General features: G+C 71.2%; 20 protein-coding genes. 14 read left to right on the top strand and 6 right to left on the bottom strand.

The genetic code is table 11. From position 1 onward, the window contains the following. The first annotated feature begins 53 nt into the window (after nucleotides 1-53). The 10 genes from IEZ25_RS05635 (at nucleotide 54) to IEZ25_RS05680 (ending at nucleotide 13,005) form a co-directional block, all read left to right on the top strand. Nucleotides 54-1,682 carry a succinic semialdehyde dehydrogenase gene (locus tag IEZ25_RS05635; protein WP_191198419.1) on the top strand — a complete coding sequence of 543 codons (1,629 nt, stop codon included), beginning with the start codon at nucleotides 54-56 and terminating at the stop codon, nucleotides 1,680-1,682. Nucleotide 1,683: 1 nt separating this feature from the next. Continuing rightward, complete coding sequence (locus tag IEZ25_RS05640) at nucleotides 1,684-3,417, top strand: GMC family oxidoreductase (protein WP_318152062.1); 1,734 nt, start codon at nucleotides 1,684-1,686, stop codon at nucleotides 3,415-3,417. A 249-nt stretch (nucleotides 3,418-3,666) separates the two neighbouring features. Then, entirely contained in the window at nucleotides 3,667-5,244 is a 1,578-nt protein-coding gene (gene guaA, locus IEZ25_RS05645; protein ID WP_191198420.1) for a glutamine-hydrolyzing GMP synthase, read from the top strand. A 107-nt stretch (nucleotides 5,245-5,351) separates the two neighbouring features. Next, nucleotides 5,352-6,194 (top strand): VOC family protein, encoded by an 843-nt coding sequence (locus tag IEZ25_RS05650; protein ID WP_191198421.1) that lies wholly within the window; start codon nucleotides 5,352-5,354, stop codon nucleotides 6,192-6,194. A gap of 86 nt (nucleotides 6,195-6,280) precedes the next feature. Next, nucleotides 6,281-7,996: a sodium:solute symporter family protein gene (locus tag IEZ25_RS05655; protein WP_191198422.1), complete on the top strand. Its 1,716-nt coding sequence runs from the start codon at nucleotides 6,281-6,283 to the stop codon at nucleotides 7,994-7,996. Between the two features lie 13 nt (nucleotides 7,997-8,009). Next, nucleotides 8,010-8,318, top strand: a complete 309-nt coding sequence (locus IEZ25_RS05660) for a hypothetical protein (protein ID WP_191198423.1) — start codon at nucleotides 8,010-8,012, stop codon at nucleotides 8,316-8,318. Between the two features lie 215 nt (nucleotides 8,319-8,533). Beyond that, a complete protein-coding gene (locus IEZ25_RS05665; protein WP_224748504.1) occupies nucleotides 8,534-9,586 on the top strand; it encodes a sugar ABC transporter substrate-binding protein in 1,053 nt (350 codons plus the stop codon). A gap of 107 nt (nucleotides 9,587-9,693) precedes the next feature. After that, nucleotides 9,694-10,467, top strand: a complete 774-nt coding sequence (locus tag IEZ25_RS05670) for an ATP-binding cassette domain-containing protein (protein WP_191198425.1) — start codon at nucleotides 9,694-9,696, stop codon at nucleotides 10,465-10,467. Between the two features lie 18 nt (nucleotides 10,468-10,485). Continuing rightward, the gene (locus IEZ25_RS05675) at nucleotides 10,486-11,766 is read left to right on the top strand and encodes a sugar ABC transporter permease (protein ID WP_191198426.1); all 1,281 of its coding nucleotides are present in this window, start codon (nucleotides 10,486-10,488) and stop codon (nucleotides 11,764-11,766) included. 9 nt (nucleotides 11,767-11,775) lie between these two features. Then, nucleotides 11,776-13,005, top strand: coding sequence for an ROK family protein (locus tag IEZ25_RS05680; RefSeq protein WP_191198427.1), 1,230 nt, complete (start codon nucleotides 11,776-11,778; stop codon nucleotides 13,003-13,005). Nucleotides 13,006-13,027: 22 nt separating this feature from the next. Here the strand turns inward: IEZ25_RS05680 and IEZ25_RS05685 are convergent, their stop codons facing one another. Next, complete coding sequence (locus IEZ25_RS05685) at nucleotides 13,028-14,194, bottom strand: ROK family protein (RefSeq protein ID WP_191198428.1); 1,167 nt, start codon at nucleotides 14,192-14,194, stop codon at nucleotides 13,028-13,030. Between the two features lie 2 nt (nucleotides 14,195-14,196). Further along, nucleotides 14,197-15,363: a xylose isomerase gene (gene xylA, locus IEZ25_RS05690; protein WP_191198429.1), complete on the bottom strand. Its 1,167-nt coding sequence runs from the start codon at nucleotides 15,361-15,363 to the stop codon at nucleotides 14,197-14,199. A gap of 246 nt (nucleotides 15,364-15,609) precedes the next feature. Here xylA and IEZ25_RS05695 point away from each other — a divergent pair, with 246 nt between their 5' ends. Genes IEZ25_RS05695 through map form a run of 4 tightly spaced genes read left to right on the top strand, consistent with a single transcriptional unit; the run spans nucleotide 15,610 to nucleotide 19,126 of the window. Next, a complete protein-coding gene (locus IEZ25_RS05695) occupies nucleotides 15,610-16,605 on the top strand; it encodes an aldo/keto reductase (RefSeq protein ID WP_191198430.1) in 996 nt (331 codons plus the stop codon). Then, a complete protein-coding gene (locus tag IEZ25_RS05700; RefSeq protein WP_191198431.1) occupies nucleotides 16,592-17,656 on the top strand; it encodes an aldose epimerase family protein in 1,065 nt (354 codons plus the stop codon). Before IEZ25_RS05695 ends, IEZ25_RS05700 begins: the two co-directional genes overlap by 14 nt. A gap of 10 nt (nucleotides 17,657-17,666) precedes the next feature. Further along, nucleotides 17,667-18,359, top strand: a complete 693-nt coding sequence (locus tag IEZ25_RS05705; protein ID WP_191198432.1) for a type 1 periplasmic-binding domain-containing protein — start codon at nucleotides 17,667-17,669, stop codon at nucleotides 18,357-18,359. Continuing rightward, nucleotides 18,356-19,126 (top strand): type I methionyl aminopeptidase, encoded by a 771-nt coding sequence (gene map, locus IEZ25_RS05710; RefSeq protein WP_191198433.1) that lies wholly within the window; start codon nucleotides 18,356-18,358, stop codon nucleotides 19,124-19,126. Before IEZ25_RS05705 ends, map begins: the two co-directional genes overlap by 4 nt. A 16-nt stretch (nucleotides 19,127-19,142) precedes the next feature. Here the strand turns inward: map and IEZ25_RS05715 are convergent, their stop codons facing one another. From IEZ25_RS05715 to IEZ25_RS05730, 4 genes are all read right to left on the bottom strand, one after another. Continuing rightward, the gene (locus IEZ25_RS05715) at nucleotides 19,143-21,293 is read right to left on the bottom strand and encodes an MMPL family transporter (RefSeq protein ID WP_191198434.1); all 2,151 of its coding nucleotides are present in this window, start codon (nucleotides 21,291-21,293) and stop codon (nucleotides 19,143-19,145) included. Nucleotides 21,294-21,374: 81 nt separating this feature from the next. Next, entirely contained in the window at nucleotides 21,375-22,448 is a 1,074-nt protein-coding gene (locus tag IEZ25_RS05720) for a hypothetical protein (RefSeq protein WP_191198435.1), read from the bottom strand. Further along, on the bottom strand, nucleotides 22,445-23,317 hold the full coding sequence (locus tag IEZ25_RS05725; RefSeq protein ID WP_191198436.1) for a glycerophosphodiester phosphodiesterase family protein: 873 nt from the start codon (nucleotides 23,315-23,317) through the stop codon (nucleotides 22,445-22,447). Before IEZ25_RS05725 ends, IEZ25_RS05720 begins: the two co-directional genes overlap by 4 nt. Continuing rightward, nucleotides 23,314-25,188, bottom strand: a complete 1,875-nt coding sequence (locus tag IEZ25_RS05730) for an AMP-dependent synthetase/ligase (RefSeq protein WP_224748505.1) — start codon at nucleotides 25,186-25,188, stop codon at nucleotides 23,314-23,316. Before IEZ25_RS05730 ends, IEZ25_RS05725 begins: the two co-directional genes overlap by 4 nt. Nucleotides 25,189-25,267: the final 79 nt, after the last annotated feature.

The raw sequence follows: 25,267 nt of genomic DNA on the forward strand, positions 1-25,267 counted from the left end.
ATCGAAGTGACCAACCAGTAGCAACGTCCGGCGTCGCGACCTACGCTGGAGCGATGAGCGAGCAGACCCCCGCTGGTCCCGGTCGTCGAGGTCCCCTCACCGACGGCCCGCCCGACCCCGAGCACGACAGCACGGCGGCCTACGCCCTCGACCGGTCCTACGTCGCCGGCCTCACGCGGCGCGTGGTCAGCTCCACCGGCGAGACGGTCCCCGTGGCGTCGCCGATCGGCGGCACCCCGCTCGCGCACCTGCCGCAGTCCAGCCCGGCCGACGTGGCCGAGGCCTTCGCCCGGGCTCGCCGGTCGCAGGCGGGGTGGGCCGCCACGTCGCTCGACCAGCGGGCCGCCGCCCTGCTCCGGCTGCACGACCTCGTGCTCGACCGGCAGGAGGAGCTGATCGACCTCGTGGTGTGGGAGTCGGGCAAGGCCCGCAAGGACGCCTACCTCGAGGTCGCGCACGTCGCGCTCACCGCGCGCTACTACGCCCGCACCGCCCACGAGCACCTCGACAGCCGTCGCGTCGGCGGGATGTTCCCGGTGCTCACCCGGGCCGAGGTCCACCGCGTGCCGAAGGGCGTCGTCGGGATCATCTCGCCGTGGAACTACCCCCTCACCATGGCGCTCTGCGACGGCATCCCCGCCCTGCTCGCCGGCAACGCCGTCGTCGCCAAGCCCGACGCCCAGACCATGCTGACCGCGCTCCTGGCCGCCCAGCTGCTCGAGGAGGCCGGCATCCCGGCCGATGCGTGGCAGGTCGTGGCCGGTCCCGGCCCCGAGGTGGGCGGCGCGATCGTGGCCCACGCCGACTACGTCTGCTTCACCGGGTCGACCGCCACCGGTCGGCTCATCGCCCAGGGGTGCGCCGAGCGGCTCATCGGCTGCTCCCTCGAGCTCGGCGGCAAGAACCCGATGCTCGTCCTGCGCGACGCCGACGTGCACCGCGCGGCGGAGGGTGCCGTGCGCGCGGTGTTCTCCAACGCCGGCCAGCTCTGCGTCTCCATGGAGCGGCTCTACGTCGCCGACCAGGTCTACGACCGCTTCGTCGACGCCTTCGTCTCGCGCACCCAGGCCCTGACGCTCGGAGCCAGCCAGGACTGGTCGGTCGACATGGGCTCGCTGATCTCGCAGGCCCAGCTCGACACCGTCACGGCCCACGTCGAGGACGCCGTCGCCAAGGGGGCGCGTGTCCTCACCGGCGGCAGGCACCGCCCCGACCTCGGCCCCTTCGTCTTCGAGCCCACGATCCTCGAGGGCGTCTCGGCCGACATGACCTGCTTCGGCCAGGAGACCTTCGGTCCGGTCGTCTCGCTCTACCGCTTCCACAGCGAGGACGAGGCGGTCGAGCGCGCCAACGACGGGGGGTACGGCCTCAACGCGTCGGTCTGGACCCGCGACGGCACCCGCGGCCGGGCGATCGCGCGCCGGATCAGGTGCGGGACGGTCAACGTCAACGAGGCCTACGGCGCCACCTTCGGTTCGCTCGGCGCCCCGATGGGCGGCATGCGCGAGTCGGGCATGGGCCGGCGTCAGGGCGCGGAGGGCATCCACCGCTACACCGAGGCGCAGTCGGTCGCCACGCAGCGGCTGGTCCCGATCGCGCCGATGTTCGGGATGTCGGAGGAGACCAACGCCAAGGTGCTCACCGCCTCGCTCCGGCTGCTCGACAAGCTCGGTCGCGCCTGACGTGAGGGCCCCCGAGATCCAGCACTACGACGTCCTCGTCGTCGGGTCCGGCTTCGGCGGCTCGGTCACCGCGCTGCGGCTGACCGAGAAGGGCTACCGGGTCGGGGTGCTCGAGGCCGGGGCGCGGTTCGCGGACGACGACTTCCCCGCGACGTCGTTCGACGCGAAGCGCTTCCTGTTCGCGCCGGCGCTGGGGATGTACGGCATCCAGCGCATCGACATGGTCAAGGACTGCCTGATCCTCGCCGGAGCCGGCGTCGGCGGCGGGTCGCTGGTCTACGCCAACACTCTCTACGAGCCGCTCGACGCCTTCTTCCAGGACCCGTCCTGGGCCCACATCACCGACTGGAAGTCCGAGCTCGCCCCCTACTACGACCAGGCCAAGCGGATGCTCGGCGTGGTGGACAACCCGCGCCACACGCCCGCCGACGAGGTGATGAGGCAGGTCGCCGACGACATGGGGGTCGGCGACACGTTCCACCCGACGCCCGTCGGGGTCTTCTTCGGTGGTCCCGACGCGCAGGGCGGCGAGCGGGTCGAGGACCCGTTCTTCGGCGGTGCCGGACCGGCCCGCAACGCCTGCCGCAACTGCGGCGAGTGCATGACCGGGTGCCGCCACAACGCCAAGAACACCCTGGTGAAGAACTACCTCCACCTCGCCGAGCAGGCCGGTGCGGTCGTCCATCCGCTCACCACCGTGACGCGCGTCCGGCCCCGTGCGGGCGGTGGCTACGAGGTCACCACCCGCTGGACGAAGGCCAAGCTGTCACGTCTGACCGGGAAGCAGTCGGCCACCAGGACCTTCACCGCCGACCAGGTCGTCTTCTCCGCCGCCGCGCTCGGCACGCAGAAGCTGCTCCACCAGCTCAAGGGGGAGGGCGACCTGCCCGGCATCAGCGACCGGCTGGGCGTGCTGACCCGCACCAACTCCGAGGCCATCCTCGGTGCGCTCGCGCCCGCGGGCAGCCAGACCGACTACACCGAGGGTGTCGCGATCACCTCGTCGTGGCACCCCGACGACGTCACCCACGTCGAGCCGGTGCGCTACGGCCGCGGCTCCAACGCGATGGCGCTGATGCAGACCGTGCTCGCCGACCAGACGCCCGACCGGTCGCGGGTGCGCACGTGGCTGCGCGAGCTGTGGGCCCAGCGTCGCACCGCCCTCGACCTCTACGACTTCCGGCACTGGTCCGAGCGCACGGTCGTCGCGTTGGTGATGCAGACGCTCGACAACTCGATCACCACCCGCGGCGTCAAGGGCCGCTTCGGCTGGCGGATGACGAGCGTGCAGGGCCATGGCCGGCCCAACCCCACCTACATCCCGGTCGCCTACGACGCCGTGCGCCGGATGGCCGAGGTCATGGGCGGCACGCCGGGCGGCAACATCGGTGAGCCCTTCGACCGCCCGCTGACCGCGCACTTCATCGGCGGCTGCACCATCGGCGACTCGCCGGAGACCGGCGTGGTCGACCCGTGGCAGCGGCTGTTCGGTCACGAGGGCCTGCACGTGGTCGACGGCTCGGCCGTCTCGGCCAACCTCGGGGTCAACCCGTCGCTCACCATCACCGCCCAGGCCGAGCGGGCGATGGCGTTCTGGCCCAACAAGGGCGAGGCCGATCCGCGCCCCGCGCTGGGATCGGCGTACCGCCGTCTGACTCCGGTCGAGCCGAAGAACCCGGTCGTGCCGGACGCCGCGCCCGGCGCGCTGCGGCTGCCGATCGTCGGCGTCAGCTGAGCCGAGAACCAGCCGTCCGGAGGCATAACCACGGGTCGCAGGGGTCGTTGGGCCGGGTGAGGGGTCCGGCAGTCACGCTCCCTCCCAAGGGTCGGATCTCTCGGGTCCCGGGCGCTGCTGCAGCGCCCGGGATGTCCAGCGCCAGGGTCCGGTCACCCTCCCTCCCCGACCGGGCCCTGGTCCGGGGACCGGACTGGGCCGGGCCCACCGGAGCGTCGGGCACCGCTCGGGCGTCGATAGACTCCGAGCGTGACGCAGCCTGCAGAGCACGACCTGGTCCTCGTCGTCGACTTCGGGGCGCAGTACGCCCAGCTCATCGCGCGGCGCGTGCGCGAGGCGCGGGTCTACTCCGAGATCGTCCCGCACACGATGCCGGTCGCCGACATGCTGGCTCGCAACCCCCAGGCGATCATCCTGTCCGGCGGCCCCTCGAGCGTCTACGCCGACGGTGCCCCCGGCATCGACACCGGCGTCTTCACGGCCGGGGTCCCGGTCTTCGGCATGTGCTACGGCTTCCAGCTGATGGCCAAGGGCCTCGGCGGCGAGGTCGCCCACACCGGCGCGCGGGAGTACGGACGTACGCCGGTCACCGTGACCGAGCCGGGCACGCTGCTCGCGGGCATCCCCGCCGAGCACAAGGTCTGGATGTCGCACGGCGACTCCGTCGCGCAGGCACCCGACGGCTTCACCGTCCTGGCCTCGACCGAGGACACCCCGGTCGCGGCGTTCGAGGACGTCGATCGCGGACTCGCCGGCGTGCAGTGGCACCCGGAGGTGCTGCACTCCGAGCACGGGCAGAAGGTGCTCGAGCACTTCCTCCACCACATCGCCGGTGCCCGGCAGACCTGGACGATGCTCAACATCGCCGAGGAGCAGATCGAGCGGGTCCGCGAGCAGATCGGCGACACCGGCCTGGCCATCTGCGGGCTCTCCGGCGGCGTCGACTCCGCTGTCGCGGCCGCCATCGTGCAGCGCGCGATCGGCGACCGGCTGCACTGCGTCTTCGTCGACCACGGGCTGCTCCGCGAGGGCGAGGCCGAGCAGGTCGAGCGCGACTTCGTCGCCGCCACCGGCGTCAACCTCCACGTCTACGACGCGCAGGAGGTCTTCCTGCAGGCGCTCGCCGGGGTCACCGACCCGGAGGAGAAGCGCAAGATCATCGGGCGCGAGTTCATCCGCGCCTTCGAGGCCGCCGAGGCCGCCGTGCTCGGCGAGGCCGCGGACCAGGGCGAGAAGGTCGGCTTCCTCGTGCAGGGCACCCTCTACCCCGACGTCGTCGAGTCCGGCGGCGGCGCGGGCACCTCCAACATCAAGTCCCACCACAACGTCGGCGGCCTGCCCGAGGACCTCGAGTTCGCGCTCGTCGAGCCGCTGCGCACGCTGTTCAAGGACGAGGTCCGCCTCGTCGGCGAGCAGCTCGGCCTGCCCGCCGAGATGGTGTGGCGCCAGCCGTTCCCCGGCCCGGGCCTCGGCATCCGCATCATCGGAGAGGTCACCGCCGACCGCCTCGACATCCTCCGCCGCGCCGACGCCATCGCCCGCCAGGAGCTCACCCGCGCCGGTCTCGACCGCGACATCTGGCAGATGCCCGTCGTGCTGCTCGCCGACGTCCGCTCCGTCGGCGTACAAGGGGACGGCCGCACCTACGGCCACCCCGTCGTGATCCGCCCGGTCACCTCCGAGGACGCGATGACCGCTGACTGGGCCCGCCTGCCCTACGAGGTCATGGAGCGCATCTCCACGCGCATCACCAACGAGGTCGAGGAGATCAACCGCGTCACCCTCGACATCACCTCCAAGCCCCCGGGCACCATCGAGTGGGAGTGACCTGAGGCTCGCTCACGCCAAGGTCGAAGATCGCTCGTGCATGGTGCGAGCAGACTTCGACCTACGAGCCTGGCGGCGGACCGTCGGAGCGGCGTAGCGTCCAGCCCATGGCGAAGGGAACCGCTGACAATCCCCACACCTACCCGCAGGGCGTCACCTGCTGGATCGACGCCCAGGTCCCCGACGCACCGGCGGCGGCTGCGTTCTACGGTGAGCTGCTCGGCTGGCAGACCCGCGACGCGCTGCCGCCCGAGGTGCCGGCGTCGTACCTGGTCGCCACGCTCGACGGTCACGACGTGGCCGCGATCGAGCCACGCGAGGGCGAGCAGGCGTTCTGGCTGACGTACGTCGCCGTGGACGACGTCGACGCGATGGTGCCGCGCGCGGTGGACGCGGGAGCGACGCTGGTCGACGGTCCGCACGACGCGGGCCCCGGCGGGCGGTGGGCCGAGCTCCGCGACCCGGAGGGAGCGGTCTTCAGGATGTGGCAGGCCCGCAACCGGCTGGGCTCGCAGCTCAACAACGCGCCCGGCGCGTGGAACTTCAGCGACCTGCACACCACCGACGTCGCGCGCGACCTCGACTTCTACCGCGAGGTGTTCGGGTGGGAGGTCGAGGACATGGGCCCCGACGCCGGCGCGACGATCAAGGTCCCCGGCTACGGCGACCACCTCGAGGCCACCGTCGACCCCGACATCCGGGTCCGGCAGGCCGGCGCCCCCGAGGGTTTCGCCGACGCGATCGGCGGAGCAGTCGGGCTGACGGGCGAGGAGCATCCGCACTGGCACGTGACGTTCAGCGTGGCCGACCGGGACGCTGCGGCGCAGCGGGCCGAGAGCCTCGGCGCGAGCGTCGTCAGCACCGACGAGGGCACCTGGGCGCGGACGGTGCGCATCCGCGACCCGTGGGGCGCCGAGCTCACCCTGAGCCAGTTCGTCGCACCGGGCTGAGCCTCCCTTCGCAGGGGTGGTCGCGCCGCACGCCGTGACAGGTCTAGGTTGCTGGATGGCCCACACATGAATCTTGGGAGGTGCGCATGTCGTCCGACACCTTGATCAACGCATCCTGGCTCGACTACCTGCTGGTGGCGATCTACTTCGGCTTCGTGCTCGGCATCGGCGTGATGGCCCGGAGACAGGTGTCCGACTCGATCGACTTCTTCCTCTCGGGCCGCTCGCTGCCCGCCTGGGTGACGGGCCTGGCGTTCATCTCCGCCAACCTCGGTGCCGTCGAGATCATGGGCATGTCGGCCAACGGCGCGCAGTTCGGCCTGCCGACGGTGCACTACTTCTGGGTCGGCGCGGTGCCCGCGATGCTGTTCCTCGGTGTCGTGATGATGCCGTTCTACTACGGCTCCAAGGTCCGCTCGGTCCCCGAGTTCATGTTCAAGCGGTTCGGCACCGGGGCCCACCTGGTCAACGCGATCAGCTTCGCGGTCGCGCAGCTGCTCATCGCCGGAGTCAACCTCGCGCTCCTCGCCGGCATCGTCCATGCGCTGCTCGGCTGGCCGATCTGGGTCGCCCTCGTCGTCGCCGGCGCGATCGTGCTGTCGTACATCACCCTCGGCGGGCTGAGCGCCGCGATCTACAACGAGGTCCTCCAGTTCTTCGTGATCGTGGCCTCGCTGCTTCCGCTCACGCTCATCGGCCTGCACCGCGTCGGCGGCTGGAGCGGGCTCACCGACAAGATCACCGCGGCCGCCGACAGCGCGCCCGCCAGCGCCGGTGTGGCCCCCGCGGCCCAGCAGCTCGAGTCCTGGCCGGGCCAGGCGCTCTCGGGCTTCGACTCGCCGCTGTTCTCGGTGATCGGCATCGTCTTCGGCCTCGGCTTCGTGCTGTCCTTCGGCTACTGGACGACGAACTTCGTCGAGGTGCAGCGCGCGATGGCCTCCGACTCGATCTCCGCGGCCCGCAAGACGCCCATCATCGGGGCCTTCCCGAAGATGTTCGTCCCCTTCATCGTCATCGTGCCCGGCATGGTCTCCGCCGTCTTGGTGAAGGAGATGATCGACCTCAAGAACGGCGGCTCGCCCGCGGGCGGCGCCTCCGGCGACGGGGTCGCCTACAACGACGCGCTGCTGCTGCTGATGCGCGACGTGCTGCCCAACGGCCTGCTGGGACTGGCGATCGCCGGTCTGCTGGCAGCCTTCATGGCCGGCATGGCGGCCAACATCTCGGCCTTCAACACCGTCTTCTCCTACGACCTGTGGCAGCGCTACATCCGCAAGAACCACAGCGACGACTACTACCTGCGGATCGGGCGGCTGGCGACCGTCGCGGCGACCGTCATCGCGATCTTCACCGCCCAGATCGCCATGGGCTACGACAACGTCATGAACTACCTGCAGACGCTGTTCGGGTTCTTCAACGCCCCGCTCTTCGCCACCTTCATCCTCGGTATGTTCTGGAAGCGGATGACGCCCACCGCCGGGTGGGTCGGCCTGGTCGCCGGCACGTTGTCCGCCATCGCGGTCGACCGGCTCGCAGCCGCCGGGGTCATCGACCTGCCCGGCCAGGGCGCGGCGTTCCTCGCCGCGTCGACCGCCTTCGTCGTCGACATCGTGCTGAGCATCGTCGTCTCGCTCGTGACCAAGCCGAAGCCGGCCTCCGAGCTGAAGGGGCTGGTCTACTCCGAGACGCCCCGGGAGGATCGCACCGACCCGCACGAGGCGGCCATGCCGTGGTACCAGCGCACGGTGCCCCTCGCCGGCATCGCGCTGGTGATGGTCATCATCCTCAACTTCGCCTTCTGAGAGAGGGGCAGACATGTCCGACGACACGACCGGCGGTGCCCCGCACAAGGCGGGCGCCTTCGACATCCGCAACATCATCGGCGCGCTCATGGGCGTCTACGGCATCATCTTGGCCCTGGCCGGGCTGTTCGGCGAGCACGAGCCGGAGAAGACGGGCGGCGTCAACGCCAACCTGTGGACCGGCATCGCGCTGATCGTCGTCTCGGCGGCCTTCATCGGCTGGGCACAGCTCAAGCCGATCGTGGTGCCGGCCGAGGTGGAGCGTCCCGACGACGACCCGACCCGTCCCGCCCCGCAGCGCAAGCGGCCGCCCGCCCACTGATCGCCCCGGTGGTCTCGACCACTCGGTAACGAACCGGCAACAGCGCCCCGTGGGGTCTGGACGTGACCGTCATCACTACATATGTTGTGTCGAACAACATATGTACGGCGGTCCGGCGCTGAGCCACCACCGACCGTGCGATCAGAAATCGCTAGGAGGCGGTTCGCGTGAAGCGGAAGCACAGTTTGGTTCTCGTCCCTCTGCTGGGTGCCGCTATGGCGCTGACCGCCTGTGGCAGTGACTCCGACAGCGGATCGGACGGCGGGTCGGACGCCGGCAGCGGCGGCGGCGACGCGACCGGCAAGATCGGCGTCATCCTCCCCGACACCGAGTCCTCGGTGCGCTGGGAGAGCGCGGACCGCCCGGCCCTCGAGTCCGCCTTCAAGGAGGCCGGGGTCGACTACGAGATCCAGAACGCCGAGGGCGACGCCGAGAAGATGACCACCATCGCCGACAGCATGATCGGCAGCGGCGTCACGGTCCTCGCGATCGTCAACCTCGACTCCGAGTCGGGCGCGGCCATCCAGGAGAAGGCTGCGTCGCAGGGCGTGGCGACCATCGACTACGACCGGCTGACGCTGGGTGGATCGGCGGAGTACTACGTCTCCTTCGACAACACCAAGGTCGGCGAGCTGCAGGGCCAGGGCCTGGCGGACTGCCTCGGCGACAAGGACGCCAACATCGTCTACCTCAACGGTTCGCCCACCGACAACAACGCCACGCTCTTCGCCGAGGGCGCGCACAGCGTGCTCGACGACATGAGCAACTACACGGTCGTCGGTGAGCAGGCCGTGCCGGACTGGGACAACGAGCAGGCCGCCACGATCTTCCAGCAGCTCTACACCGCTGCCGACGGCAAGGTCGACGGCGTGCTCGCGGCCAACGACGGCCTCGGCGGCGCGGCGATCAGCATCCTCGAGGGTGCCGGCCAGGCCGGCAAGGTCCCGGTCACCGGCCAGGACGCCACCGTCGAGGGCCTGCAGAACGTGCTCGCCGGCACGCAGTGCATGACGGTCTACAAGTCCGCCACGCAGGAGGCCGGTGCGCTGGCCGACGTCGCGATCGCGCTCGCCAAGGGTGAGGACGCCGAGACCACCGGCACCACGGTCGACTCCTCCGACGACAGCGAGGTCCCCTCGATCCTGCTCGACCCGCAGTCCATCACCAAGGACAACGTGGGCGACGTGATCGACGACGGTGGCCAGAAGGCCGCGGACGTCTGCACGGGCAAGTTCGCCGACCTGTGCAAGGAAGCCGGGATCTCCTGATCCCGGTCTGACGACCCAAGGACGACGCCCGGGCCGGGACTCCGGGCCCGGGCGTCGCTCCTGTCCACCCGCACAACAAATCAGTCTCGCGATCGGAAGTGAATTGCATGGTCGAGCCGCTGCTCCAGCTGAGCGGAGTCAACAAGAGCTTCGGCGTGGTGCACGTCCTGCACGACGTCGACTTCGCCGTCTACCCCGGACAGGTCACCGCGCTCGTCGGTGACAACGGCGCCGGCAAGTCGACCCTGGTGAAGATCATCGCCGGCATCTACGGCCGCGACTCCGGTGACTACCGCTTCGAGGGCAAGGCCGTCGACGTCCACGGCCCGCGCGACGTCGCTGGCCTCGGCGTGGAGGTCGTCTACCAGGATCTGGCCCTCTGCGACAACCTCGACATCGTCGAGAACATGTTCCTCGGTCGTGAGGAGACCACCCGCTTCGGGCTCGACGAGGTCTCCATGGAGACCCGGGCCCGCGAGACCCTGGCGTCGCTGTCGGTGCGCACCGTCAAGTCGGTGCGCCAGAGCGTGGCGAGCCTCTCGGGTGGGCAGCGCCAGACCGTCGCCATCGCCAAGGCGGTCCTCTGGAACTCCAAGGTCGTGCTGCTCGACGAGCCCACTGCCGCCCTCGGTGTGGCGCAGACGCGCCAGGTGCTCGACCTGGTGCGCCGCCTGGCCGACCGCGGGCTCGGGGTCGTGCTGATCTCGCACAACATGGGCGACGTGCTCGAGGTCGCCGACCGCATCACCGCGCTCTACCTCGGACGCGTCGCCGCTGACGTGGCTGCCAAGGACGTCACGCACGGCCAGATCGTCGAGCTCATCACCGCCGGACGCTCCGGAGACCTCGGCATCGCCGACTCCGCGACCGCGGCCGTCTGACAAGGACCGGAGACCTCCATGACCGTCGACAACGACACCCAGCCCGCCCCCGCGGCCCAGCCTGCGGGTGGCTTCGACAACGACAACCGCCAGGCCGGCAGCGTCGGCGACGCAGCTCGCGACTACGTCAACCGCCTCCGTGGCGGCGACATGGGCTCGCTGCCGGCGATCCTCGGCCTCGTCGTCCTGGTGGCGATCTTCGCCTCCCTCAACGACCGGTTCCTCACGACCTACAACATGGCCAACCTGGTGATCCAGGCGAGCTCGATCATCGTGCTGGCCATGGGCATCGTCTTCGTGCTCCTGCTCGGCGAGATCGACCTGTCGGCCGGTGTCGCAGGCGGCGCCTGCGCCACGATCACCGCCTTGATGCTCATCGACTACGACTGGACGTGGTGGATGGCCACGCTGGCCGGCGTCGCGTTCGGCGCCGTCATCGGCCTGGCCATCGGCTCCCTCGTGGCGCTGCTCGGGATCCCGTCCTTCGTCGTCACCCTCGCGTTCTTCCTCGCCCTCCAGGCGGTGCCCCTCAAGCTGATCGGCTCCGGCGGGTCGCTGCGCTTCAACGACCCCGTGCTGCGCGGCCTCTCCATCAAGAACGTCCCGGCGTCGGCAGGATGGATCGCGGCGATCGTCATCGTCGCGGTGTTCGCCGCCCTGTCGCTGTGGCGCTTCCGCTCCCTGTCGTCCAAGGGCCTGGTCCACCCGCCCCTGGGGCTCGTGGTGATCCGCATCGGCGTACTGGCCGTCATCGTCCTCGGCCTCACAGCGCTGCTCAACCTGAACCGCTCGCCGAACCCGACGTTCAACATCAGCGGCATCCCGTGGGCGGCACCGGTCGTGATCGCGCTGCTGCTCTTCTGGACCTTCATGCTCACCAAGACCCGCTTCGGCCGGCACCTCTACGCGGTCGGCGGCAACGCCGAGGCTGCGCGTCGCGCCGGCATCAACGTGCGCCGGGTGAAGATCACCGCCTTCGTCATCTGCACGAGCATGGCGGCGCTCTCCGGCCTGCTGTCGGCGTCCTACACCGGCAAGGTCTCGCCGGGCTCCGGTGGCCAGAACGTGCTGCTGTACGCCGTCGCGGCGGCGGTCATCGGTGGCACCAGCCTCTTCGGTGGACGTGGCCGGGCGATCGACGCGGTCATCGGGGGGTTGGTCATCGCGACCATCGGCAACGGCCTCGGGCTGCTCAACCAGGCCGCCTACATCAACTTCCTGGTGACCGGTGGTGTGCTGCTCCTCGCCGCGAGCGTGGACGCGATCTCGCGCCGCCGTCGTTCCTCGGCCGGCGTGTAGGCCCGGAGCATGAGCCCGCAGCGGCGCTCGGGCCTCGGCACCAACCAGGAGGCCATCCGCCGTCACAACCTCGGCACGGTGCTGCGGCACGTCCACGGTGCCGGCCAGACGTCGCGAGCAGAGCTGACCAGCCTCATGGGTCTCAACCGGAGCACGATCGCGGGGCTGGTCAGCGAGCTGGAGTCGCTGGGCATCGCCGAGCACGCCACGCCGCTCGAGGGATCGCGTCAAGGTGCGGGACGGCCGTCGGCCCGGGTGCGGATCGCCCGGGAGGGGCCGTACGTCATCGCGGTCGACCTGGGGGTCGACCGCGCCGTCGTAGCCCGCGTCGGACTCGGCGGACACGTGATCCAGCGCGCGCAGGCCCCCGTGCTGCGCGACGGGGAGGCCTGGCAGGTGGGGGCGGCGGTCGCGACCCTCATCCGCACGGTCATCGAGGGCGCGCCGAGCGCAGCGCCACTGGTGGGGATCGGGATCAGCGTCCCCGGCCTGGTGCGCCGCAGCGACGGCCTGATCCGCCTCGCCCCCAACCTCGAGTGGCACGACGTCTCGTTCGGCGGCATCGTGCTGGCGGCCCTCGGGCTCGACGTGCCGGTCTCGCTGGCCAACGACGCCGACCTGGGAGCACTCGCCGAGCACACGCGCGGGGCCGGGGTCGGCGTCGACGAGCTCATCTACGTCTCCGGCAACGTCGGTGTCGGTGCCGGCGTCATCTCGGGCGGACACCGCCTCGAGGGCGTCGGCGGCTACGCGGGCGAGGTCGGCCACCTGCGGTTCAATCCGGACGGACGGCCGTGCCACTGCGGCAACCTCGGGTGCTGGGAGACGGAGGTCGGGGCCTTCGCGATCGCCGAGGCGATCCAGTGCCCGCCCGACAAGGTCGCCCAGCTCGACGAGGTCCTGGACGAGTTCGACCGGCCGTCGACGGCGCTCCGCGCGACCGGTACGTCGCTGGGCCAGGGGCTGGCGAGCATCGTCAACATGTTCAACCCGCAGGTCGTCGTGCTGGGCGGCTACTTCCGCTCGCTCTACCGCCTGGTGGGTGCTGACGTGGACGCGGGCCTGGCCGACCGGGCGCTGCCCGCGCCGCTGGAGTCCGTGCGCCTCGAGCTCCCCGGTCTCGGGTCCGACTCGCCCCTCCACGGCGCGGCCGAGATCGCGCTGGAGCCGCTCTTCGTGGACCCCGTCGCTGCCCTCGGCACGGCACTCGTCGACGTGCGCGCTCGGCTGGCCGGCTGAGGATCCCGGGGCCTCGCGCGGGTCAGGCAGACAGCTCGAGCTCCCCGGTGAAGACCGGACCGAAGGACCGCTCGGCCGCGCCGAGCGCGGCAGCCTCGATGCCCAGCGTGCTGGGCCGCAGGTCGGGTCGCACCTGCATCTGCGAGGGCAGGCGCTCGTCGAGCGTGCGTCGAGCGGGCTCGAGCACGAGGTCGCCGAGCGGGGCGAAGTAGCCACCGAGCACGACCACCTCGGGATCGAGCACGTTGCTGAGCATCGCCAGCCCGAGGCCCACGTCGCGACCGACGCGCTCGAGCCCCGCCCGGACCCCGGGATGGGTGCGGGCGCGCACCGCGACGGCCTCGGCGGTGCGCAGCGGAGTGTCGAGCTCGACCATGTCGACGGCGGCGAGCATCGCGTGCAGCCCGATCGACGCCTCCCAGCAGCCGCGGCGTCCGCATCCGCACAGGGCGGTGGAGTCACCGACAGGCATGTGGCCGACCTCGCCAGCGAAGCCTGCGCCGCCGCGCATCACCTCACCGTCCTGCACGATGCCGGCCCCGATGCCGACGGTGCCGGTGAGGTAGAGGGAGTGGGCCACGCCGACGGCGGCACCGTGGTGCGACTCGGCGTACGCCGCGCAGTTGGCGTCGTTGCTGACCTCGATGCGTCGGCCCGGGACCAGCGTCTCGAGGAGGTCGGACACCCCCGGCCACGCGACGTGCAGGTTGGGTGCCCACGCGACGGTGGCGTTGTCGCCCCGCACCAGTCCGGGCACCGCAAGCGTCGCCCCCACCAGGCGGGTGTCCGCGCCGACGTGCTCGGACAGGGTGGTGCGGGCCAGGTCGCGGAGGTCCTCGCCCGCGCTGCCGGGGCGACTCGAGCTCGCCACGATCGTCCCGGCGAGGTCGAGGACCACAGCGGAGACGTAGTCGACGTTGAGCTCCAGCCCCAGAGTGAGGAAGCGCCCGCCCCGCAGCGCGACCGGTCGTCCGGGCCGACCGCGCACGCCGGGCCGTGAGCCCTCCTCGATGACCGCACCCGCCTCCTCGAGGTCGGCGACGATCACCCCGACGGTCGCCTTGGCCAGGCCGGTGTCACGGGCGAGCTCGACCCGCGTGGACGGACCGAGGCGACGCAGCGCACGGAGCACGGCCCCGGTGTTGCTGCGCCGCAGCCGCTCGGTCCCGGCGGTGGAGCGCTGCCGCACCGTCAGCGGACGCCGTACAGGTGCTCGAGTGCGAGTTGGTCGAGCAGCTCGAACCCACCGCCCCGCTGCGCGAGGACCTCGGGGTCGGCCAGCTCGGCGTCGAGCAGGCCCTGCCAGCCCTCGCCCTCGGCGACCGTCGAGATCCCCAGCTCGGGCACCTTGGCGGCCTCCATCGCGGCCTGCACCTCAGGGTCGGCACGGAAGGCCTTCACCTTCTCGCGCAGGATGAGGTAGTTGCGCATGTTGGCCTCGGCCGAGATCCACACGCCGTCCTCGTCCTCGGTGCGGGCCGGCTTGTAGTCGAAGTGGACCGGGCCGTCGTAGCCGCCGGCGAGCAGCGCGTCGACGACCCAGAAGGCGCCCCGCACGTTGCCGGCGCCGAAGCGGAGGTCCTGGTCGTACTTCGGACCGTTCTGGCCGTTGAGGTCGATGTGGTAGAGCTTGCCGGCCCACATGGCTTGGGCGTAGCCCGCCGCGGCGTTCATGCCGGCCATCTCCTCGTGGCCGATCTCCGGGTTGACGCCCACCAGCTCGGGACGCTCGAGCTGCTCGATGAAGGCCAGGGCGTGGCCGATCGTCGGCAGGAGGATGTCGCCGCGCGGCTCGTTGGGCTTGGGCTCGATCGCGAACCGCAGGTCGTAGCCCCTCTCGGTGACGTAGTCGCCGAGGACGTCGAAGGCCTCCTTCATGCGGTCGAGCGCGAGCCTGGTGTCCTGGGAGGCGCCGTACTCGGCACCCTCGCGGCCGCCCCAGGCGACATAGACCTTGGCGCCCAGCTCGGCGGCGAGATCGATGTTGCGCATCACCTTGCGCAGCGCGAAGCGTCGGATGTCGCGGTCGTTGTTGGTGAAGCCGCCGGACTTGAAGACCGGGTGGCTGAAGAGGTTGGTCGTCGCCGTGGTGACCACGAGGCCGGTGTCGTCGAGGCCCTTCCTGAAGCGGGCGATGATCTGGTCGCGGGTCGCCACGTCGCTGCCGAACGGGATCACGTCGTCGTCGTGGAAGTTCACTCCGTAGGCGCCGAGGGCGGCGAGCTTCTCCAGTGCGTGGACGGTGTCCATCTGCGGGCGGGTGGCACCACCGAAGGGGTCCACGCCCTGCCAGCCGACGGTCCAGAGGCCGAAGGAGAACTTGTCCTCGGCGGTGGGGGTGGGGATCTGGGTGCTCATGACATGCCTTCCGTGGTGGGTCTGCGGCTGGTGGGTGAAGGGATCTCAGGGGTCCAGGCAGCGGTGTGCTGCTCCAGCCCCCGTCCGTCGTCGGCGTCGGGGGACGGCCTCGGTGGAACGGGTGGCACAGCAGATGCCGAGCACGAGAGCCTCGGCCTCATTAAGTACGAGACTCAAACTAATGTCAAGCGCGCCGCACCGGGCCTGCCCGCGACGGAAGGTCCGAGGCCTGTGAGACTGGGGCGCATGGAACAGCGAAGCCTCGGAAGGACCGGCCGGCAGGTCTCGGTCGTCGGACTCGGCACCTGGCAGCTCGGGGCCGACTGGGGCGAGGTCAGCGAGGCCGACGCACGTGCGGTGCTGGAGGCGTCGGCCGAGGCCGGGGTCACCTTCTACGACACCGCCGACGTCTACGGCGACGGGCGCAGCGAGCGGATCGTGGGGGAGTTCCTCGCCGCCCACGCCGAGGACGGCTTCACGGTCGCCACCAAGATGGGACGGCGCGGTGAGCAGGTGCCCGCCAGCTACGTCGAGGACAACTTCCGCGCCTGGCTCAACCGCTCCCGTCGCAACCTCGGCGTCGAGCGCCTCGACCTGGTGCAGCTGCACTGCCCGCCCGCCGAGGTCGTCGAGGACGACGCGACCTACGACGTGCTCGACCGGCTCGTCGACGACGGGGTCATCGCTGCCTACGGGCTCAGCGTGGAGACCGTCGACCAGGCGCTCGCCGCCATCGCCCGTCCCCACGTGGCCAGCGTGCAGATCATCCTCAACGCCTTCCGGCTGAAGCCGCTCGAGGCGGTGCTCCCGGCTGCCGAGGCGGCCGGCGTGGGCATCATCGCCCGGGTGCCGCTCGCCTCCGGGCTGCTCAGCGGGAAGTACGGCCACGACACCCGCTTCGCGCCCGACGACCACCGGTCCTTCAACCGGGACGGCAGTGCCTTCGACGTCGGCGAGACCTTCTCCGGCGTCGACTACGACACCGGGATCGCGGCTGCCGCAGAGTTCCGAGAGCTGGTGGAGTCGAGCGGGCTGCAGGACGTGTCGCCCGCGCAGGCCGCCATCGCATGGGCCTGGCAGCTCCCCGGCGTCTCGACCGTGATCCCGGGGGCACGCAACGTGACGCAGGCGCAGTCCAACGCCGCCGCCGGCGAGGTCGCCGAGCTGCCGGCCACGTTCCTCCAGGGTGTCCGCGACCTCTACGACCGCCGGATCCGGGCGGAGCTCCATGACCGCTGGTGACCGCTGGTTCGGTCGGCTCCCCGACGGGCGCGACGTCGAGGTGGTGAGCATCGGCCACGCGCCCGGTCCGGTGGTGGACGTGCTGACGCTGGGCGCGACGGTGCACCGGCTGGAGGTCAGCGGTCGGGACGGCGTACGACGCAACGTCGTGCTCGGACTCGCCGACGTCGACCAAAGGCTCGCGAGCGGCTCCTACATCGGTGGGACCATCGGCCGCTACGCCAACCGCATCGCGGCCGGATCCTTCCCGCTCGACGGGCGCCAGGTGCACGTCCGCACGCATGATCGCGGCAACAGCCTCCACGGAGGACCGGACGGCTTCGACCTCCGCCTCTGGGAGGTGCGCGAGCAGGGGCCGGACGAGGTGGTGCTGGCGTTGACCAGCCCGGACGGCGACCAGGGCTTCCCCGGCACGCTGGCCGTCACCGTCGGCTACCGGGTCGACGGCGACACTGTGGTCGTCACGATGGAGGCGAGCACCGACACCACCACGGTGGTCAACCTGACGAACCACGCCTACTTCGACCTCTCCGGAGAGGGTTCAGGCACGATCGAGGACCACCTGCTCCAGGTCGAGGCCGATGAGTTCACCCCGATCGACGCGACGGGCATCCCGCTCGACGGGCACGCGCCGGTCGCGGGAACTCCCTTCGACCTCGGGGTGGCGACCCCCCTCGGGGTGGCGCTCGCCTCGGAGCACCCCCAGATGGCCACCGCGCACGGCATCGACCACAACTTCGTGGTGCGGGGTGCCGGCCTGCGACGGGCCGCGGTCCTGGCCTCGCCCGACGCTGCCACGGAGCTCGAGCTGTGGAGCGACCAGCCGGGCCTGCAGGTCTACACCGGCAACGCCCTCGACGGCACCCACCACTCCGCCGGCGGCGCGCGGCACCAGCGTCGCGGGGGAGTGGCGCTCGAGCCGCAGCTCTTCCCGGACTCCCCGAACCGACCCGAGTGGCCGTCGGCGACGTTGCGCCCGGGAGAGACCTACCACTCCGTCATCGAGTGGCGCTTCGGTGGACCTGCGGGCTCCGCGGGGCGGCTCGGATAACCTCCTCCGGATGCTTCGTGCCCGACTTCTTGCCTGCCTGCTCGTCGCCGTTGCACCCCTGCTGAGCGGGTGCATCGGCGACGAGCCGACGGTCGCCCTCCTTGTTGCCGACGGCTCCGACTCCGCCGCCCGCGCCGTCGACGCCGACGCGTTCACCGAGCGGGTCGAGGCCACCTGCGACGAGTGCCGGGTCGTCGTCTTCGACGCCGAAGGTGACGCCGGCACCCAGAAGAGCCAGGCCCGCCAGGCCGAGGCGAGCTCCGCCGACGCGATCGTCGTGGATGCCGTCGACCCCGACGACCTCCAGGCGGTCGCCGGACGCGAGATCCCGCTGATCTCGCTCGGCACCCTCGTGCCGGGCTCGGAACGCTTCGTCGGCCTCACCGGGGGTGACGTGCCCGAGCGGGCCGGTTCCGACCTCGACGCTGCCCGCGACCTGGTGCTGGGCGAGGAGAAGACGATGTCGTGGGTGCCCACCCGCGCGATGAGCGAGCGGGCCGCCGACGTCGCGGTCGCCTTCCTCGCCGACATCGAGCCGCCGGACGGCGAGGACGTCGACGGCGTCGAGACCTGGCTCTACGAGGAGCAGGACATCACCCTCGACAACCTCACCAGCGTGCTCGTCGCCCAGGGCATCCTCTCGCTCGACGACATCTGCGGCGGCGAGACCGCGAAGCGGTGTGCGAGGCTAGGCCTGCGATGATCGAGATCCTCACTCCCGTCCAGGTGGACCGGGCCCGGCGCACGGGTGCCCTCGTCGGCACCATCCTCCAGACGCTCAAGGAGCGTGCCGAGGTCGGCACCAACCTGCTCGACCTCGACCGCTGGACCCAGGAGATGATCCGCGAGGCCGGCGCCGAGTCCTGCTACGTCGACTACGCGCCGTCGTTCGGCCGCGGGCCCTTCGGCCACTACGTCTGCACCGCGGTCAACGACGCCGTGCTCCACGGCCAGCCGCGCGACCAGCGGCTCCAGGACGGGGACCTGCTCACGCTCGACCTCGCGGTGCGCCTCGACGGCATCGCGGCCGACTCCGCGATCAGCTTCGTCGTCGGCGACAGCCGCCCGGCTGGGAGCGTGGAGCTGATCGAGGTCACCCAGGAGGCGCTGGCCGCCGCGATCGACACCGCCGGCCCCGGCGTACGCATCGGCGACCTGTCACACGCGATCGGCTCCGTGCTCAGCGGCGCGGGCTACCCCATCAACATGCAGTTCGGCGGCCACGGCATCGGCACGACGATGCACCAGGACCCGCACGTCTCCAACGACGGCCGCCCCGGACGCGGCTACCAGCTCCGCCCCGGCCTGCTGCTCGCGCTCGAGCCGTGGGTGATGGCCGACACCGACGAGCTGGTCACCGACGACGACGGCTGGACCCTGCGCAGCGCCACCGGCTGCCTGACCGCCCACAGCGAGCACACCGTCGCCATCACCGAGGACGGCGTGGAGGTCCTGACCCTGCCGGGCTGATGCCCGCAGCCGTCGGTCAGTGCACCGTCTCCATCGGCACGTCGACCTCGGCCTCGGTCAGCGGCGCGTCGGCCGAGTCGAGCTTGCTCGGCCACCAGATCTTCCCGCCCAGGTCGAGGTTGAGCGCGGTCACCAGCACCGACCGTACGACGATCGTGTCGAGCATGACGCCCAGCGCCACCGCGACGCCGAGCTCGGCGAGGAACACCAGCGGCAGCGAGCCCAGCACGAGGAACGTCGCGGCCAGCACGACGCCGGCCGAGGTGATCACGCCACCGGTGGAGGCGAGCGCGATCAGCGAGCCCTTGCGGGTGCCGAAGGTCGCGGTCTCCTCGCGCACGCGGGTCATGAGGAAGATGTTGTAGTCGATGCCGAGCGCCACGAGGAACACGAAGGCGAACAGCGGGAACCCGGGGTCGGAGCCGGCGAACCCGAAGACGTGCTCGAACAGCAGCGCCGAGATGCCGAGCGCGGCGCAGAAGGACAGCACCACCGTCGCGATCAGGATCAGCGGGGCGATCACGGCCCGCAGCAGGCCGATGAGGATGAGCAGCACCACGGCGAGCACCAGCGGCATGATCACCCGGCTGTCACGGTCGGAGGCGATCTTGGTGTCGAGCAGGAACGCCGATCCGCCACCCACGAGGGCGTCGGCGCCGTCGACTCCGTGCACCGACTCGCGCGCTGCCTCGACGACGTCCGAGGCGGCGGACGAGGAGGCGTCGGCGTCGATCGTCGCCTCGAACCACGAGCGGCCGTCGGCCAGGGGCTGCACCTCGCCCGCGGCGCCGAGCCCGTCGACGCCCTTCAGCGAGGCGACCACGTCCGCAGCCGCGTCGGTGTCGGTGACGACCTGGATGGTGTTGGAGTTGTCGGACAGGTCGTGCTCGGCGAGCAGCCTCTGTCCCTTGATCGAGTCGAACTCCTGGGTGTAGCTGTCCTCGGCCGACAGCCCGGAGGTGTCGAGCTGCAGCAGGCCGAGGCAGGCGATCAGCAGCACCCCGGTCGTCATCACCCACACCCGGCGCGGGCGGTGGCTGATGACGCGGCCCACCTTGGCCCACAGGCCGTCGGAGGTCGGCTCCGCGCTGCGGTAGGTCGGGCGCTTGGGCCAGAAGACCCAGCGCCCGCAGATCACCAGCAGCGCCGGCAGCAGCGTGATCATCACGAGCATGGTCACGGTGACACCGATCGCCGCCACGGGTCCGAGCCCGGCGGTGGAGTTGAGGTCGGCGAACGCCAGGCACAGCATGCCGACCGCGACCGTCGCGGCGCTGGCGAGGATCGCCGGAGCGGCACGGTGGAGCGCGAAGGCCATCGCCTCGTGACGGTCCTCGTGGCGACGCAGCTCCTCGCGGTAGCGCGCCACGAGCAGCAGCGCGTAGTCGGTGCCGGCGCCGATCACCAGGATGCTGAGGATCGCCTGGCTCTGGCCGTTGACCGTCAGGTCGGCGTACTTCGCGAGCAGGTAGACCAGGCCGGTGGCGATGAAGTTCGCGACCACGGCGCAGGTGATCGGCAGCAGCCACAGCACCGGACTGCGATAGGTGAAGAGCAGGATCACGATGACGACACCGAGCGTGGCGAAGATGAGGTTGGTGTCGATGCCCTCGAACGCCTCCGCGGAGTCGGCGGACTGGCCGCCGTAGCCGGCGAGGTGGACCTCGCCGCCGTCGATCTTCGCGATGTCGCGGATCTCGTCGGCCGCCGCGGGGATGTCGTTCCAGCCGTTGCTGCCGAAGTTGAGCACGAGGTAGAGGTAGGCGACCTGGCCGTCGTCCGAGACGAGCGTCGGCACCGGCGCCCCCTGGGCGGCGGCCGCCTTCGCGGCGTCAGGTGTCAGCACGCCCTGGTCGGTGACGCCCTCGAGCTCGGCGATCTCCTTGCCGTCCTCGTCCATCGCGGCGAGGTCGGCGTCGGTCAGCCCGCCGTCGCGGTGGTAGACCACCAGCGTCGGGATGTCGTTGGGGTCCACCGATGCCGACAGCTCGTCGAGGACCTTGGTCGACTCGGCCGAGCCCGGCAGCCAGGAGGACGCCTCGTTGTTCTGCACCGAGGCGAGCCTGGCCGAGAAGGTCGTCATGATGCCGGCGACGACCAGCACGGCCACGAGGACGAGCCACTTGGTGATCCGGCCGGTCAGCGACCCGGCGATCCGTCGATGCATGGCACCCAGTGGATCAGCGTCGGTGCGCACCGTGCATCGGTGATCCCACCGAGGTCTAGACCGGGATCGTCCCGGGGACCGTCACCGGGTCTGCAGCTGGAACGGCGACCGCACGTCGGTCCCGGTGCGCGGGGCGACGGCGTACTCCATCGATCCGTCGACGCCGAGGCGCACGACCGCCCACTGGCCCTGGCCCCCACGACCGCGCTGGAAGGTCACCACGAGCACGTGCGCCGCGTCCTCCCAGACCTGCTCGAAGTACGTCGCCGAGCGGGCGTTGCCGGTGAACGAGTGCACCACGGCGCCGTCCTTCGTCGCCAGGACGTCGAGCTCCAGCGGGCCGAAGCCGTCCGCGTAGGCCGGGGTCCCGATGACGTGCCGGTTGTCGGTCGAGATGCCGGAGAGCTGGTTGTCGCACGTGCGCCAGCGCACCTTCCCGCCGCGCATCATCACGCTGCACGAGCCCATGTCGGAGAGCGACGTGATGCCGCCGAGCCAGCGGTTGCGGCCGGTCGTGGTGGTCCGGACCTTCGGCGCCGTGTCGACGATGCCGTGCGAGGAGGTGAACCAGCTCCCGGCGCGGCCCGCGTCGGTGCCGTTGACGTAGATCGTGCAGCCGTTGCCGTCGTCGCCCTCCTTGCAGCTCTCGCCGACGAGCGCGGCGGCACGCCCCTTCCCCGGGATCGGCACGGGGTTGAAGCGCAGGACCCGGTCGCCCTCGTCGTCGATCGACCAGACCTTGCCGCCGCGGCCGGAGAACGCCACCGCGCGGCCCTCGGCGGAGACGGCGAGGCCGTAGCCGGTCTTCCAGGTGCGGCGCCCCGGCGTGCCGTCCGAGCCGACGAAGTACGTCGTCGGCGGCCGGGCGCCGGCGGTCTGGATCACGTAGCCCGAGCCCATCGGCGCCAGCTCGCTGATGCTGTGGGGGACCGGTGTGGCGGTGCCACCGACTCCGTGGATCACGGTCCGCCCGGATCGACGCTCGGCCCACGCGATGGCCGGTGGTGCGCCCTGCTCGAGGTGGCGCACGTCGAGCACGGTGCTGGGTGCCCGGTCGTCCGCCGCGGCGGGCGCGGTGGTCGCGGCGCCCGAGGCTGCCGGGGCCAGGCCCGCCGCGAGGGCGAGCATGGTGGCGCCGATCAAGGAGGTCCTCATGACAGGGAGACGCCTTTCGCAGGGCGATGGTTGCTGGGAAAAGCGAGGGGGAGCGGGAGTTCCTCGGAGGCGAGCACGTCGCGCAGCCGCTCGGGACGGTTCGTGATCAGCCCGTCGACCCCGATCCGCACGAAGTGGCGCATGGTCGGCTCGTCGTCGACCACGTAGGGGATGACCGCGAGCCCCGCCGCGTGCGCCTCCTCGACCATCGCCTCGGTCGTGAACGGGCGGTACGTCGGGTCGTCGACGCCGCTCGTGTAGGGAGAGCCGTGCACCGGCGAGATCGCCGTGAAGCCCGCGGCCGCGGCCGTCCGGACGAAGTCGGGGTCGACGACCAGCCCGTCGAACCAGGGGGAGGGACCGTCGGCGGCGCCCCGGAGGTAGGCGGGGGAGACGAGCAGGTTGCGCTCGAGCGACGGGTCGGCCTCGGCGACGCGGACCAGCACGCCCCAGTCGAAGCACTGGATGCTCGTGCGGGGGACCATCTCGTCGACCCGGAGCGCGTCGACCACCTTCTCCACGAAGGCCTCCCGGGTGGTGAGCCCGGACGCGTCGAGGGCGTCGTACTTGATCTCGAGGTTGACCCGCACCGTGTCGGCGTCGCGCTCGTCGAGGAGGGCGGCGACCTGGCGCAGCAGCGGCATCGTCGGCGGCAGCTCTGCTCGGGTGAGCTCGCGGATGCGGCGGGCGTCGGCAAGCCCGCCGTGGACGGTGGGGTCGTGCGAGACCACGACGTCGTCCTGTGCGGTGAGGTGCACGTCCAGCTCGAGCGTGCTCACCCCGAGGGCGAGGGCGCGACCGAAGGCTTCGAGGGTGTTCTCGGGCCAGAGGCCGGCACCGCCGCGGTGGGCCTGGAGGTCGAACCTCACGCGTAGAGGGCGTCGACGACGTCGGCGTACTTGGTCCTCACCACGCGCCGCTTGAGCTTGAGCGTGGGAGTCAGCTCCTCGGACTCAGCCGTCCACTCGTCGGCCAGCAGCTCCCAGGCCTTGACCTGCTCGGGCCGGGAGAGGCGCTCGTTGGCGGCGTCGACGGTGGCCTGCGCCATCGCGCGGATCTGCGGCTCCTGCGAGAGGGCGGCGAGGTCGGTGAACTCGATGCCCATCCTCGCCGCGACCAGCGGCGCGATCTCGCCGTCGAGGGTGAGGATCGCGACGACGTACGACCGGTCGTCACCCAGGGCCATCGCGTGCCCGATGAGCGGCGACTCCTTGAGGAGGTTCTCGATGTTGGAGGGCGCGATGTTCTTGCCCGCCGAGGTGATGATCAGCTCCTTCTTGCGGTCGACGACGGAGTAGAAGCCGTCGTCGTCGACGACCCCGATGTCCCCGGTGTGCAGCCAGCCGTCCTCGTCGATCAGGGCGCGGGTGGCGTCGTCCTGCAGGTGGTAGCCCGGGGTGTTGACCGGGCCGCGGGTGAGGATCTCGCCGTCGTCGGCGAGGCGCACCTCGATGCCGGGGTTGGGCACGCCGACGGTGCCGAGCCTGAAGTGGTCGGGTCCGTTGGAGGTGAAGGCGCCGGTGGTCTCCGTCATGCCGTAGACGTCGTAGACCCGCAGGCCGAGCCCACCCATGAAGGTGGCGACCTCCAGCGGCATCGGCGCCGCGGCACTGGCCGCCCACGTGACCTGGTCGAGCCCGAGCAGCAGCCGTAGGAAGCCGAGGATCGCCTCGTCCGCCCGGGCGTACGCCGTCTCGATCTCCGGGGTCATCGCGTTGCCGTGCTCGTGCGCCCGGGTCCACGCCAGCCCGGCCGCCATCGCATCGCGCACGAGCTCCTGGTTGGCCGGGTCGGGGTCCTCGGCGAGCTTGGCGGAGATGCCGGTCCTGATCTTCTCCCACACCCGCGGGACGCCGAAGAACGCCGTCGGGTGCACCTCGCCGAGCGCGCCGAGCAGCCCGGCGGGGTCGGGGATCGCGTGGACGTGGCTGCCGAGGAAGGGAGGGGAGTACGTCGCCAGGATCCGCTCGGCGATGTGCGCGAGCGGGAGGTAGCTGATCGAGCGCTGCGGGCCGACGAGGCCGGCGTTGTCGAGGGTGGAGACCGCCTCGAACATGACGTTGTGGTGGGTCAGCACGACGCCCTTGGGGTTGCCGGTCGTCCCGGAGGTGTAGAGGAACGTGGCCGGGAGGTCGGGGGTGATGCCGGCCGTGCGCGCTTCGACGCCGCTGGTGTCCCGTCCGTGCGCGAGGAAGTCGTCCCACGTCATCGCGCGCGGGTCCTCGACCCGGTCGGCGTCGCCCAGCATCACCACGTGCCTGATCGAGTCGACCTCGGTGAGGGCGCGCTCCCAGCGCTGGTAGCGGTCATGGTCCTCGAGCACCACCACGACCGGCCGGGCCTCGGCGGCGATGAACGCGACCTGGTCCTGGGCGAGGGTGTCGTAGATCGACATCGGCACCGCGGCCGCGGTCATCGCGCCGTAGTCGGCCAGCGTGTGGGCGGTGCGGTTGGTCGCCATGATCGCCACCGGGTCGCCCGTCTCGACGCCGAGGTCGATGAGCGCGGCCGCCACCTGCTGGGTCAGTGCCCACGTCTCGGCCCAGGTGATGGTCGACCACAGCTCACCCTCGGGCACGTCGAACCGGTCGGAGAACGCCGGCTGGTCACCGAAGCGCTCAGCAGCCTGCCTGACGGTCGCTGGCATGTGCAGTCCGCGGATGCGCGTCTCGTACGCCTCGCGGACGGCGGCGACGTCGGCCGGGACCTCGGCCTGGACCCGGGCGGTGGTGTCGGCCATGGCTGCTCCTCGCGGACGTGCGGTGTGGCGGGGGTCACATCATGCCTCACCTGCCAGCGGGGTCCAGCCCGTCGCGTAC

The sequence above is a fragment of the Nocardioides hwasunensis genome (assembly GCF_014779665.1).
Taxonomy (GTDB): domain Bacteria; phylum Actinomycetota; class Actinomycetes; order Propionibacteriales; family Nocardioidaceae; genus Nocardioides; species Nocardioides hwasunensis.

Excerpts from the sequence above, each read along its gene's own strand:
- IEZ25_RS05695 (WP_191198430.1), top strand. The coding sequence starts at position 15,610 with ATGGAACAGCGAAGCCTCGGAAGGACCGGCCGGCAGGTCTCGGTCGTC.
- IEZ25_RS05655 (WP_191198422.1), top strand. The coding sequence starts at position 6,281 with ATGTCGTCCGACACCTTGATCAACGCATCCTGGCTCGACTACCTGCTG.
- map (WP_191198433.1), top strand. The coding sequence starts at position 18,356 with ATGATCGAGATCCTCACTCCCGTCCAGGTGGACCGGGCCCGGCGCACG.
- IEZ25_RS05670 (WP_191198425.1), top strand. The coding sequence starts at position 9,694 with ATGGTCGAGCCGCTGCTCCAGCTGAGCGGAGTCAACAAGAGCTTCGGC.
- IEZ25_RS05635 (WP_191198419.1), top strand. The coding sequence starts at position 54 with ATGAGCGAGCAGACCCCCGCTGGTCCCGGTCGTCGAGGTCCCCTCACC.
- IEZ25_RS05680 (WP_191198427.1), top strand. The coding sequence starts at position 11,776 with ATGAGCCCGCAGCGGCGCTCGGGCCTCGGCACCAACCAGGAGGCCATC.
- xylA (WP_191198429.1), bottom strand. The coding sequence starts at position 15,363 with ATGAGCACCCAGATCCCCACCCCCACCGCCGAGGACAAGTTCTCCTTC.
- IEZ25_RS05700 (WP_191198431.1), top strand. The coding sequence starts at position 16,592 with ATGACCGCTGGTGACCGCTGGTTCGGTCGGCTCCCCGACGGGCGCGAC.
- IEZ25_RS05665 (WP_224748504.1), top strand. The coding sequence starts at position 8,534 with ATGGCGCTGACCGCCTGTGGCAGTGACTCCGACAGCGGATCGGACGGC.
- IEZ25_RS05715 (WP_191198434.1), bottom strand. The coding sequence starts at position 21,293 with ATGCATCGACGGATCGCCGGGTCGCTGACCGGCCGGATCACCAAGTGG.
- IEZ25_RS05650 (WP_191198421.1), top strand. The coding sequence starts at position 5,352 with ATGGCGAAGGGAACCGCTGACAATCCCCACACCTACCCGCAGGGCGTC.
- IEZ25_RS05675 (WP_191198426.1), top strand. The coding sequence starts at position 10,486 with ATGACCGTCGACAACGACACCCAGCCCGCCCCCGCGGCCCAGCCTGCG.
- IEZ25_RS05730 (WP_224748505.1), bottom strand. The coding sequence starts at position 25,188 with ATGGCCGACACCACCGCCCGGGTCCAGGCCGAGGTCCCGGCCGACGTC.
- IEZ25_RS05705 (WP_191198432.1), top strand. The coding sequence starts at position 17,667 with ATGCTTCGTGCCCGACTTCTTGCCTGCCTGCTCGTCGCCGTTGCACCC.
- IEZ25_RS05660 (WP_191198423.1), top strand. The coding sequence starts at position 8,010 with ATGTCCGACGACACGACCGGCGGTGCCCCGCACAAGGCGGGCGCCTTC.
- IEZ25_RS05720 (WP_191198435.1), bottom strand. The coding sequence starts at position 22,448 with ATGAGGACCTCCTTGATCGGCGCCACCATGCTCGCCCTCGCGGCGGGC.